Origin of the sequence: Dolichospermum compactum NIES-806 (assembly GCF_002368115.1) — a bacterium.
Lineage (GTDB): Bacteria > Cyanobacteriota > Cyanobacteriia > Cyanobacteriales > Nostocaceae > Dolichospermum > Dolichospermum compactum.
Map to the genome: position 1 here is coordinate 2,829,562 of NZ_AP018316.1, position 12,914 is coordinate 2,842,475.

General features: G+C 38.1%; 11 protein-coding genes. 7 read left to right on the forward strand and 4 right to left on the reverse strand.

Annotated elements, in window-relative coordinates; translation table 11 throughout:
• Positions 1–158: 158 nt before the first annotated feature.
• Positions 159–1,022 carry a cyanophycinase gene (locus CA730_RS13385; protein WP_096667964.1) on the reverse strand — a complete coding sequence of 288 codons (864 nt, stop codon included), beginning with the start codon at positions 1,020–1,022 and terminating at the stop codon, positions 159–161.
• A 645-nt stretch (positions 1,023–1,667) separates the two neighbouring features.
• Between CA730_RS13385 and trmD the strand changes: the two genes are divergently transcribed.
• The 4 genes from trmD to CA730_RS13405 all read left to right on the forward strand — a co-directional run bounded on the left by trmD (position 1,668) and on the right by CA730_RS13405 (position 5,503).
• A complete protein-coding gene (trmD, locus tag CA730_RS13390; protein ID WP_096667966.1) occupies positions 1,668–2,444 on the forward strand; it encodes a tRNA (guanosine(37)-N1)-methyltransferase TrmD in 777 nt (258 codons plus the stop codon).
• Between the two features lie 16 nt (positions 2,445–2,460).
• On the forward strand, positions 2,461–2,943 hold the full coding sequence (gene ispF, locus CA730_RS13395; RefSeq protein ID WP_096667968.1) for a 2-C-methyl-D-erythritol 2,4-cyclodiphosphate synthase: 483 nt from the start codon (positions 2,461–2,463) through the stop codon (positions 2,941–2,943).
• Positions 2,944–2,975: 32 nt separating this feature from the next.
• Entirely contained in the window at positions 2,976–3,467 is a 492-nt protein-coding gene (locus tag CA730_RS13400) for a type I restriction enzyme HsdR N-terminal domain-containing protein (protein WP_039199542.1), read from the forward strand.
• Positions 3,468–3,724: 257 nt separating this feature from the next.
• Positions 3,725–5,503, forward strand: a complete 1,779-nt coding sequence (locus tag CA730_RS13405; protein ID WP_096667970.1) for an ABC transporter substrate-binding protein — start codon at positions 3,725–3,727, stop codon at positions 5,501–5,503.
• A gap of 302 nt (positions 5,504–5,805) precedes the next feature.
• Here CA730_RS13405 and CA730_RS13410 read toward each other — a convergent pair whose 3' ends face one another.
• Complete coding sequence (locus CA730_RS13410) at positions 5,806–6,720, reverse strand: mechanosensitive ion channel family protein (RefSeq protein ID WP_172891187.1); 915 nt, start codon at positions 6,718–6,720, stop codon at positions 5,806–5,808.
• Between the two features lie 36 nt (positions 6,721–6,756).
• Complete coding sequence (locus CA730_RS13415) at positions 6,757–8,436, reverse strand: mechanosensitive ion channel family protein (RefSeq protein ID WP_231939830.1); 1,680 nt, start codon at positions 8,434–8,436, stop codon at positions 6,757–6,759.
• 192 nt (positions 8,437–8,628) lie between these two features.
• Between CA730_RS13415 and larB the strand changes: the two genes are divergently transcribed.
• The 3 genes from larB (at position 8,629) to argH (ending at position 11,423) form a co-directional block, all read left to right on the forward strand.
• A complete protein-coding gene (gene larB, locus CA730_RS13420; protein ID WP_096667976.1) occupies positions 8,629–9,414 on the forward strand; it encodes a nickel pincer cofactor biosynthesis protein LarB in 786 nt (261 codons plus the stop codon).
• 103 nt (positions 9,415–9,517) lie between these two features.
• A complete protein-coding gene (locus tag CA730_RS13425; protein WP_096667978.1) occupies positions 9,518–9,730 on the forward strand; it encodes a hypothetical protein in 213 nt (70 codons plus the stop codon).
• A gap of 304 nt (positions 9,731–10,034) precedes the next feature.
• The gene (gene argH, locus CA730_RS13430; RefSeq protein ID WP_096667980.1) at positions 10,035–11,423 is read left to right on the forward strand and encodes an argininosuccinate lyase; all 1,389 of its coding nucleotides are present in this window, start codon (positions 10,035–10,037) and stop codon (positions 11,421–11,423) included.
• 371 nt (positions 11,424–11,794) lie between these two features.
• Here the strand turns inward: argH and CA730_RS24900 are convergent, their stop codons facing one another.
• On the reverse strand, positions 11,795–11,968 hold the full coding sequence (locus tag CA730_RS24900; RefSeq protein WP_168465616.1) for a hypothetical protein: 174 nt from the start codon (positions 11,966–11,968) through the stop codon (positions 11,795–11,797).
• Between the last annotated feature and the right edge of the window lie 946 nt (positions 11,969–12,914).

A 12,914-nucleotide genomic window follows, 5' to 3' on the forward strand; every position in this document is an offset into this window, starting at 1 on the left:
GAGATTCGTAACCAAAATTCTAGTTTTTTGCTGGAATTGACCGCTAAATTTGGCATTTGAAGCAGTTTTTCCTTCTTAGGTGGAATTGATCTAAACTCTAGAAGAAGAAATCAAGATGCGGTCAAATCAGTGTAACCTGAGATACTCTATATCTTTCGTCAGCTAGAGATGCGATGCACAGCAGGTAAAACAGTACGTTGGTAAAGATGGAAGCGATCTCCGTAACTGAGGATATGTAGTCTTAAATTATGTACGGTCAAGGGTTCGTTAGCACTAACGTTAGGTTCATTAGTGTGAGTAAGTTCGGTAGGATCGACGATGGTGACACTGCCTTTGCCCATGACTTGTAGCCAACCGTCCCGTTCAAACACGGCACAGGTGTCTTCATCTATCCCAATGCCTAATCTATCTGGGTGAGCGGCGATCGCGCTAACTAGTCGCCCCATCCGATTCCGGTTATGGAAATGTTGGTCAACGACAACCTCAGGAATGAATCCTAAGCCTGTTGCCATGTCCACTAGGGAACGATTTGGTGTTTCACCACTACCACCACCTGCGATCATGTGATGTCCCATCACGGCTGCTCCAGCACTAGTTCCTGCTAAAGTCAGTTGTCCGGCTCTTACCCGCTGGCGGATAATTTCCATTGCTGGTGTGTCGGACAGGACTCCACAAAGACGCAGTTGGTCTCCTCCTGTTAAGAAGACACCACTACAGGCTTCAAGAGATGCTTTAATCTCAGGATTTTCGCATTGTTCCCGTTCCCGAATGTCTAATATCTCAACCTTTTCCGCACCCATTTCTTCAAAAATGCGAACGTACCTACCGGCAATAATGGCAGGCTCACGAGAGGCTGATGGAATTATTGTAATATACGCCTTGTTACCACCAGCACGAACAAAAAAAGTTCTTAGAATTTCACGTCCATGAACTTTATCTTCTGCGCCTCCGATAACTAGTACGGCGGTTTTAGTAGCTTGGGGTGTCCTCATTTCCAGCGATTTAACTTCTAACTGCGGCATTGTGTTTCTGCTTGAGGGAGTCAACAACTTCAGGTTAATTGAACAAGGTTTGTTGCTTGTTAATTTTTGCCTTTGGCTTTGATGAGAGGACACTGTTTGACGCACACGATGCCTCAATTTTCTCATGTCCGTCGTTCTCATGGCCAGCATCTTGTTTTTACCTATCTACTTTTTCCAGATGGCTTTCATAGTGCTAAATTAACTATAATTCCCTTCTGGACTTAGGATTTAGTCGGTCTTGACACTCTTACTTCTGAGGCTGGTTGGATGTATCCCGGAAGTTGTTAACTTTGGTGGGATTATTAATTTAAATTTAGTAGTGACAATATTTAAACATAAATTAAGTAATTAGAAAAACTTTTGATCTCACTAATAAATTAAGGATCTTGGTATTTTTCGGCACTGTTGGTAGATTTTTAGTTTTTCTATGACTGACAAAAAAGGGAACAGGGAACAAGGGAGAAATTTCATGCTCTATTCTTCAATTTCTTCCTCCAAACTCCGAACTCCGAACTCCGAACTCCGAACTCCAAACTCCGAACTCCAAACTCCAAACTCCGAACTCCTGAATCCATGCTAGGTTATCAGTTATGGTACTGGCTAAGTATCTACCCTTAAAATTAGTTCTATCGAATACGAATTACTGTGCGTTTTGATATAGTTACACTTTTTCCTGATTGTTTTACGTCAATTCTCAATTCTGGTTTGTTGGCTAAGGCTTTAGCTAAACAGATTGCTCAGGTGCATTTAGTTAATCCTAGAGATTTTACTACGGATAAGCACCACAAGGTGGATGATCAACCCTATGGTGGTGGTGTCGGAATGTTGATGAAGCCAGAACCGATTTTTGCGGCTGTGGAGTCTTTGCCGATTCTACCCCGTCGAGATGTGATTTTGATGAGTCCCCAAGGACAACCGATGAATCAGCCCTTGCTGCGCGAATTAGCCACGAATTACGACCAATTGGTTGTGATCTGTGGTCATTATGAAGGTGTAGATGATAGGGTGCTAAATTTGGTGACTCGTGAAATTTCTTTGGGGGATTTTATTTTGACGGGGGGAGAAATTCCTTCGATGGTTTTGATTAATGGTGTGGTGCGTCTACTTCCGGGAACTGTGGGTAAGGAGGAATCGCTGAAGACGGAAAGTTTTGAGGAATATTTATTGGATTTTCCGCAGTACACCCGTCCGGCAAATTTTCGTGGTTGGCAAGTCCCAGATGTGCTACTAAGTGGTAATCATGCAGCGATCGCTCGTTGGCGGTTTCAACAACAAATTGAGCGCACAGCTTCCCGTCGTCCAGATTTGCTCAAACTATGGGAAAAAGAGAGGGAACAGGGAGCAGGGGAGCAGGGAGTAAGGGAAGTTGGGGAAGTTGGGGAAGTAAAAGGGGAGAAATATTCTTGTGCAACTGACAACTGACAAAGGACAACTAACTATGAACATCAGAATTGGTAATGGCTACGATATACACAGATTGGTGAGCGATCGCAATTTAATTTTAGGCGGTGTTCACATTCCTCATGAACTCGGCTTGTTAGGACACAGTGACGCTGATGTGCTTACTCATGCTATTATGGACGCGATGCTGGGAGCTTTATCTTTGGGGGATATTGGTCATTATTTTCCCCCAACAGATCCCCAATGGGCTGGGGCTGATAGTTTAGTATTATTACATCAAGTCCATCAACTAATTCGTGAACAAGGTTGGAAAATTGGCAATATTGATTCTGTCGTTGTCGCTGAACGTCCGAAATTAAAACCGCATATTTCTAAAATGCGAGATAAATTAACAGCAGTTTTAGAAGTAGAACCAAATCAAATTGGTATCAAAGCTACAACTAATGAAAAACTTGGACCAACAGGCAGAGAAGAAGGTATTTGTGCTTATGCTGTAGTTTTGTTGGTAAGTGGTGATTAATCAATTTTTATTTACATCAAGGAGAAAAGAAGATGCAAGTTATCAACTTCCAGTCCCCTCAAAAATATCGTCCTGATATTATGTTTACAAATAAAGATGAAGAAATTATCTTATTAGTAGAGGTAAAAGCTCAAAAATCAGAGACAGAATTAAACAGGCAAAGTGCTATTTATCAATTAAAAACATATTTGCAGAATATCAAGCCAGATATTCCTTTTGGTATGTTAGTGGATTTAGAGGAAATTAATATTTTTGCATTGAATAATGATCAGGAAATAGAAAACCTAATTTCCTTGAGAACTAATGATATACTAAGTAATTATGATCCAGAATTCCCGCATAAAAGAATCTTTGATTTTTATTTAGAAACACTTATTAAATCTTGGCTCAGAGATTTATCATATCATTGGAATTCAGATACACCACCAGCGTATAATGAATTAGCGAAAATTGGTTTATTACCATTGTTAGAAGGTGGACATACTTATATTCAGGAAAATTTAGGTGCTGATACTTTACATTGAAACTAATTTTTTAATGGCAGTTGCAAAAGGAAGAGACCTAGAGGCAGGATAACTTAATATTACAGTGTATTGTATCTCATGCAAATCAGCATCCTTGTGATCAAAAAGTATTTATTAGTGGCAATACAAAAGATTTCGGTAAACAGGAAGTAAGAGAGATTTTGAATAGTGCAAAAATTAAATATTTTAGTAACACTAAAAACTTTCTAGGTTGGTTAGACTCTCAATTACCATAAAATTAATATCTGGTATAAACTATGACATCACAAAAAATACTCAATTTTACAAAACGCTTTTTCTTATTAATAACAATCGGTTTTATATCAATAACAATTACCGCTTGTAACCCAACCAAATTAAAAACAAATGCGGCTCAAGTACCCCAATTAGTAACAAGCATTTTGAGTGATCCAAAAACATTTAATGCTGCGCTGAGTTCGGAATCACCAAATATTTTTGGTTACACTTATGAAGGATTATTAACTCAAAATCCCATTGATGGCAAAATAGAAGGAGCATTAGCCGAATCATGGAAAATATCACCAGATAAAACCAAAATTACCTTTACCATGCGTGAAGGTTTAAAATGGTCAGATGGACAACCATTAACAGTTGATGATGTCGTATTTACCTATAATGACATTTATTTAAATGAAAACATCCCCACAGATACTAGAGATGTTTTAAGAGTCGGTAAAAATCGCAAATTACCAACTGTCAGAAAAATAGATAATAGAAGAGTGGAATTTAGTGTCCCTGAACCATTTAGACCTTTTTTACTGAATACAGGAGCATCTATTTTACCTGCTCATATTTTAGGGAAATCAGTCAAAACAAAAAACAAAGATGGTAAAGTGGAATTTCTGAATAAATGGGGTGTGGATACTCCTCCTGAAGAAATTATTGTTAATGGTCCTTATAAACTGGAAAGATATGATACGAGTCAACGCATAATTTTTCGCCGTAACCCCTATTATTGGCGTAAAGATGCTCAAGGTAAACCCCAACCTTATATTGAACGAATAATTTGGCAAATTGTGGAGTCAACAGATACTTCCTTACTCCAATTTCGTTCCGGTGATTTAGATTCTATTAGTGTTTCCCCTGATTATTTTTCTTTATTAAAAGTTCAGGAAAAACAAGGGAATTTTAAAATATATAATGGGGGTCCTAGTTCTAGCACTTCCTTTATTTCCTTTAACTTAAATAAGGGAAAAAGAAAAAATCAACCTCTAGTTGATCCCATTAAATCTAAATGGTTTAATAATGTGCAATTTCGGCAAGCGGTAGCCTATGCTATTGATAGACAAACCATGTTGAATAATACTTTTCGTGGTTTAGGTACACCCCAAAATTCTCCTATTTCTGTTCAAAGTCCTTATTTCTTATCACCGGAAAAAGGCTTAAAGGTTTATAACTATAATCCTGAAAAAGCCAAAGAATTACTACTAAAAGCTGGATTTCAATATAATGAAAAAAATCTCTTAGTAGATGATCAAGGTAATGAGGTTAGATTTGCCTTACTCACTAATGCGGGTAATAAAATTCGGGAGTCAATGGGTTCGCAAATTAAACAGGATTTAAGTAAAATTGGTATTCAAGTAGATTTTACACCATTGGCTTGGAATACTTTTATAGATAAACTTTCTAACACTTTAGATTGGGATGCTTGTTTAATAGGTTTGACAGGGGGGTTAGAACCAAATGATGGTGCTAATGTGTGGTCTCCTGAAGGGGGACTACATATGTTTAATCAAAAACCACAAGCTGGACAAAAACCGATTGAAGGTTGGGAAGTTGCTGACTGGGAAAAGAAAATTAATGAACTTTATATTCAAGGCGCACAGGAGTTTGATGAGGCTAAATTGAAGGAAATTTATGGCGAAAGTCAACAATTAACACAGGAGTATTTACCTTTCATTTACTTGGTTAATTCCTATTCTCTATCAGCAATCAGAAATCGGTTTCAAGGTATCCAATATTCTGCTCTTGGTGGTGCTTTTTGGAATATTCATGAAATTAAAGTTACGAAATAGGGAAATGGATATTACCTGAGTTCGGTGTTAGGAGTTCGGAGTTTCTCCTTCGGAGACGCTACGCGAACAGAGTTATAATTTTTTCAACGAGATCATAAGGGTTTGAGACTCATATTTGGGGCAGTTTTCCAAAAATTATCTTATGTCGAACTCAGGTGATATTGGCACATATTCTTCTGGGAAGTTAGGAATTTTTATAGCGGTTATCGGTTAAGTGAGATACAAAAACCCCACCCTCAAACCCCTCCCCGCTCTTCGAGAGGGGGCTATGATGTAGCGACTACAAAAGTTGGAGAACTTTTTTATGTGTTGTCCGTCAGTTTGACGTTAAATGCAGGTGTTTCTACTATGTGAATGGTGGTGGAAGCAATGCTTATACTTCCGTTTGTGTTGTCGAATTCGTCAAGAATTCGGCTAAAGATGACATCTTTTTTACCTCGACGTTGTTTGTAGTCCACTACATAACGCAGGGTAAATTCTAGCCAGTTGTCGTTAGCTGCTAGGGTGACAGCAGGTTCGATTCTGGCATCTTCAATTAAATATTTGTGTACCATATGTTGCCATTGTACCTGTGCTTGAGGCATATATTCCCCGACAACTTCGTTAGCTACCTGTTGCAGGATTTCTCTGGTTAAAGAGCGATCGCTCCCGTATTTTACTGGTACAGTAATTTCATCCCAGACAAAGGGAAAATCTGCTGAATAATTAAATACGGGTTCTTTAAACACAAAACTATTAGCAATTCTGACAATTCTGCCATTATAAAGATCAGCTTTTACCCAAGCGCCGCACTCCATTAAAGTAGTCCGTAAAATACTAATATCTATAACATCTCCCATTATCCCACCCAGTAATACTCTATCTCCTGGTTTGTAAAATTGACCGAAGGAAATAGCTACCCAACCAGCAAAACTCCCAATTACTTCTTGTAATGCAAAGGCGACACCAGCACCAATTACCCCAAAAATTACTGTTAGTTTTCCCAGGCTATCACTAAATATCAAAACAATTAATAAAGCCATAATTGCATAACCAACAAAGGTAATGCCTTTGCGGATACGATAGCGTAAATCACTGTCTTGAACCTGACGCGGTAAAACTTGAGATAAAATTCGGAAAATAATGGCAACTATAATAATCCCTGAAGTTACTTCAATCAATTTGATAACTATAGCATCATCTAATAATTTTTGAATTGTCTTTAAAGCATTTTCCACAATTTAATCCTTATTAAATAAACGGTTAATTTACATTCATAAATTTGGTGTATTTTTACTGTTATCAGGGTTGAAAAGGTTATTTAAAGAAGATAGCCGAAATCCTGGTGCTTTGTAATCTTCAGACAGATAGTTTTCTGGTATGGTGGTTTGATTACCGTCTCTGACCGCAGAATAATGAGGAGAAAGAATTTCAATCCCTGCTTCACTACATTTATCCTGAATATTTTGATGGAGATCTGAATAAATGTTCGCCATTAGCATGGGTTTATTACTATAAGCATTTAATTCATAACTAACATAGAAATCATCTAAACTAGTTTGCAAAACAAAGGGAATAGGTTCAGTTAGTATATTATTTGTCGCTATTGCTGCATCAATTAAAACTTGATGAACTTTTCGCCAAGGCACATCATACCCAAGTGTGATTGTTGTATGTAATATTAGATAATAATTAGGGTCTTGAGATAGGGCTGTATAGTTGATAATTTGGCTAGTTAATACAGTTCCATTAGGAATAGTAATAATGACATTTTTGATGGTACGAATGCGCGTAACTAGCAGGGTTTTTTCTACTATATCACCTATAGCTTCACCAATTTTAATGCGATCACCCATTTGGAAAGCACGGGTATAAATAAGAATAGTCCCCGCGACAACATTAGCTACAACAGCCGTTGAACCCAAGGAAAACAAAATCCCTAAAAATACTGATATACCTTGAAATGCTGGTGAACCAAATCCTGGTAAATAAGGAAATGCTAACACTAAGGCTAAAGCCACTATAATTAAGAATACCAGTTTATAGGTTGGCTCTGCCCAATCATTATAAAAGCCGGGAACGGATATAGTTCCATTACCTAATTCTGTGAAAAGATAGCGAATAAATTTAAGACTATAGTAACTGATAAAAATAATTAATGCTAATGCAAATATATTGGGTAAATAATCTGCAAATGCTAACCAACTTTTATAAATTGCTGCTAGAAAATAACTAATAAGTCTAGAACTTATTTGTTTTGTCCAAGGAAAAAAACTCAAAACCAAAGAAATGTAAATATAGAAAATACTAATTACTAGAATTGTGCGGATAATTTTAACTAGCCTAGTCACAATATTACTGACTCTAGCTGCGGGTAAAAGTTCTATATTTTGAATTCTTAACTCAGGGATTCTAATTCCTGTCCAATTTTGTAATCTAGTAATAATTCTGGGATAAACTTGATTAAATACTTTTAAAAGTATTAATAAAACAAGGGTTGAAATAAAACTATAAATTATTCCTTTTAAAATATTGCCTAGGCTACGTTCTTTTCGATATTGGATAATAGTATTTTTAATTATTTCTAAATATTCCTTGCCTAATATTTGTCTGGTTTGATTTGCAGCTTTAGCATCTTTATCTGTGAGTGTAAGTAACAGTTTATCCCCTACAACAATATTAGTGATATCCGCATTCTCTATAACTTGTAGATTCTCTAGGGATGTTGATGGATCATTAGCAATTTTTTCTAGTCTATTGCTTACGGCTTCCGCTCTCTCTTGGGGAGAAAATGAACCCACATTCTTTTGAATTACAAATAGTGTGGTATCTCCTAACAATACAGGAGTTCCATCTATTTTATTCACAACGTCAGAATTTTGAGCAACAGGTGTGTCTCGATCTGGAACAGTTACAGTTTTATCTTGAGAGTAAGCTATAGATATGTTTATCATAAAAATAAAACATATTAGGCTAATCATAAACTTATGAAAAATATTTATATCCTTTGTTTTATTAATGTGTTTTTTCATGATTTGATTAAATTTATGGCTCTTCGTCAAGCCATGCTTGGTATAGTATCATAGATGTTAAAAATATAATCAGCCTAGAATAGATTTATAATTCATTTTTAATTCAAAATTGCAGTGACACAACCAGAAAATTTGCGATCGCTCTTAGAAGCCGTCGCCAATGGTAAAATAACCCCAGATATAGCCTTCGACTCCCTCAAAGACTTAGCCTATCAATCCGTAGGTGAGTTTGCTAAAATAGATCACCATCGTCAATTAAGAACTGGTTTCCCGGAAGTCATTTGGGGACCTGGTAAAACACCAGAACAAATTGCTAAAATCATGGAAGTCATGCGCCACCGTACTTCCGTCGTCATGGCTACCCGCATTGAACCACAAGTATATTCCGCATTACAACCAAAAGTTAGAGGTATCCAATACTACGAACAAGCCCGAATTTGTGCCATTGTTCCCCCTGTAATTGAAGTCAGATTTCCCGGTAAAATAGGCATTCTTTCCGCTGGTACTGCCGATTTAGCCGTTGCTGAAGAAGCCGCTGTCACTGCGGAACTTTCGGGTTTTTATGTACAGCGCCTCTGGGATGTAGGTGTGGCGGGAATTCATCGGTTATTAAGCAACCGTCATGTGTTAGAGTCGGCATCGGTTTTAATCGTTGTCGCGGGTATGGAAGGGGCTTTACCCAGTGTTGTAGCTGGTTTGGCAGATTGTCCCGTAATTGCTGTTCCTACCAGTATTGGCTATGGTGCAAGCTTTTCCGGTTTAGCACCTCTATTGACAATGCTTAACTCTTGTGCTGCTGGTATAGGTGTAGTTAATATAGATAATGGCTTTGGTGCAGCAGTCTTAGCTGGGCAAATTTTACGAACTTCAGAAAAATTACGTTTGGCGGCAGAAACATAGTAAAGTTATAAAAGTAAAGATTGCGTATAATTGCGGTAGCTTTTTATTTTATTAGTTACTTCAAATCTTAATAACAGGTGATAAACCTTTTGGTAAAAGAATTATGGAACACTTGAATGATTCACTATTACCACTACTAGGAAATTTACACGAACATATCACTTTACTGGCTGATATTGGTAATGTTAAAGACCCAGACCTTTTAGGTCAAGTACAAGCCTCTTGGAATCACTTTGTCAAAACTGGGCAAGTTTGGGCAATGTTGATTGGTATAATTGTGGGTTATCTGTTCAAAGGTTTTACTAGTTACGGTTAAGGTAATTTTGGATTTTAGATTTTAGATTTTGGATTAGTTATTTAGATAATGTAAGTTGCTAGTTAGGTAAATTGTCAGAAATGGCTAACGCCACGCTGCGCTATCAGGATGAACAGGATGAAATCAGAGCTTTTATTACCAATTACCAATTACCCATTACCAGCCTCAACGAGATAACTAGCAACTTGCGTTAGATACTGAAAACCTTGTAATTTCGCTGATGAAACAACAAGATTTTTAACTCACATAAGGCGTATGATTCAAAATCTAATATCTACAAATTTCTTCCTCTCCCTTCAGATTTATGACCGAAAAACAAACTTGGAGTCAGCGGTTTGAATCCGCACTACATCCAGCGATCGCTCGCTTTAATGCTAGTATTAGTTTTGACATTGAACTTATCGAATATGATATTACAGGTTCTCAAGCCCATGCCAAAATGTTGGCTCATACAGGTATAATTTCCCATGAAGAAGGGGAAGCACTGTTTAATGGTTTAGAACGAGTTCGTCAAGAATATCGTCAAGGACAATTTCAACCCGGTGTTGATGCCGAAGATGTCCATTTTGCCGTAGAAAAGCGCCTCACGGAAATTGTCGGAGATGTAGGTAAAAAACTCCATACAGCCCGTTCTCGCAATGACCAAGTAGGTACAGACACTCGATTATACCTCCGTGATCAAATTCAACAAATCCGCCAACAATTACGGGATTGGCAAACAGTCTTAGTTGATATAGCCGAAAAAAATGTTGAAACCTTGATTCCTGGTTATACCCACCTGCAACGCGCCCAACCAGTCAGTTTAGCGCACCATTTACTGGCATACTTTCAAATGGCACAACGGGACTGGGAACGCTTAGAAGACGTTTATAGCCGAGTGAATATCTCTCCCTTGGGTTGTGGTGCTTTAGCGGGAACAACTTTCCCCATTGACCGCCACTATACAGCCAATTTATTACACTTTGACAATGTTTATGCTAACAGCTTGGACGGAGTGAGCGATCGCGACTTCGCCATAGAATTTCTCTGTGCTGCTAGTATTATCATGGTTCACCTCAGCCGTCTTTCTGAAGAAATAATCCTGTGGGCATCAGAAGAATTTCGCTTCATCACCCTTAAAGATAGCTGTGCCACAGGTTCTAGCATTATGCCCCAAAAGAAAAACCCCGACGTACCCGAATTAGTGCGCGGTAAAACCGGGCGAGTCTTTGGTCATCTGCAAGCCATGTTAGTAATTATGAAGGGTTTACCCCTGGCTTATAACAAAGACCTCCAGGAAGACAAAGAAGGCATATTTGACAGCGTAAACACAGTTAAAGCCTGTTTAGGAGCAATGACAATTCTACTGCAAGAAGGTTTAGAATTTCGTCACCAACGATTAGCAACAGCAGTTACAGAAGATTTTGCTAACGCCACCGATGTCGCAGATTATCTCGCCGCCAGGGGTGTACCCTTCCGCGAAGCCTATAACATTGTGGGCAAAGTCGTCAAAACCAGTATTGCCGCTGGTAAACTACTCAAAGACTTACAACTAGAAGAATGGCAACAAATCCATCCCGCATTTGCCGCCGACATTTATGAAGCTATCACCCCACGTCAAGTAGTTGCAGCCCGCAACAGCTATGGAGGTACAGGCTTTCTCCAAGTTAGACAAGCCCTTGTCAACGCCCGGACTCAACTCAGTGTGAAATAAAGGGAACAGGGAACAGGGAACAGGGAGCAGTGGAGAAATTTCATCCTCTATTCTTCAATTTCTTTCTCCTGAACTCGTGAACTCGTGAACTCGTGAACTCGTGAACTCCTGAACTCCTGAACTCCTGAACTCCTGACCGAAAAATTTTGGATTTTAGATTTTGGATTGGGAATTTTCGGTACAAGCCCCGCCCCTTCAGGGCGGAATTAATCAAAAATCGCCAATCTAAACATCCTCAAACTCCACACTTTAGGTTGGAGTCAATCCAAAATCCAAAATCGTAAATCCAAAATCTGTTGACACAAGTAAGGGTGTACTGGTGTACACCCTAAAAATTCAAAATATGAAAGAGTCAAATTTAACCAGCTACATTAATCAGCAGCATCCATTGCTGCTGCGCCTGTTCCTTCTTCCTCTTCACTCTTGGGCGGTCTTTGTTGGAATCTTCTGCCCATTCTACCTGTGGTGGTCCGTTTACGAAACTTTCTGGCGTAGGCCTGGTTTCGTAGCGCCTTTTCTTTTTTCGGGTTACGGCGCTTTGCCATATTCACCTCATTAATAAACAACAAAAAATTGGCATCTAGGCATTACTTAGGCCATATTAGCTACCGATATTATTGATATACTTTTTTAGCCTAGTGCAGCAATCAATACACTTTAAATAGCATACCATTATATCGCACTAAAAAGTCTAATGTCAACCAAAATTTAGGTTGGTAATTGGTATACTCAACACGGCTTATTCATTTGATTCGGTGGGTAAGGGTTTAGCAGTGCTAAACCCCTACAAATCTAGGTTTTTCGTAATTTCGTAAAAGTCCATGTCCCAACCGTGTTTATACTCAAAACGGCTAGAAGCTGGACTTTTTTATCATACAAAGAACAAGTTCAAAGCCTCTCCAGTATTAAATATTATTCCTTTTCCCTCTCCTCTTAGGAGAGGGTTAGGGAGAGGTGCGGGGAGAGGTTTACCAGAGGGGTTTCATATTTGGTTAAACTATGAACCGTTTTCAGTATAGTATAATGGGCTTCTGTGATTTGCTGAATTCAATTTACAATAGGTAGCTCAATTTAATTGTACATGGACAAAGCTTGTATAAGCTAGAATTAGTACGCACAATCTCTATTTATGTAGGCTTTGCTGAAAAAGTTGTCTGTGAGGAGAGGGAACAGGGAACAGGAAGAGAGTTTTGGGCGATTTTACTTTTCTTCACATACCTTTAAATTTTTTGGTTCACCTACTTAAATTAGAGAGAAATATCAATATTAGTTTTTACCCAATCAGCAAAACCTGCTTCAACCCAATCACCTCGCAAAACATAATATCTATATTTTCTCAGCTCCTAATGCAGATAAAACTTCAATGTATTCATCTTTAATTGATACTGCTACCATGATTTTTACCTCTTGATAATTACGACATAAACTTACCCGTTGCCAAATTGGTTGTTAGCATTTGTTAGCTTTTTTTGTATCGGTTTTATATAACTT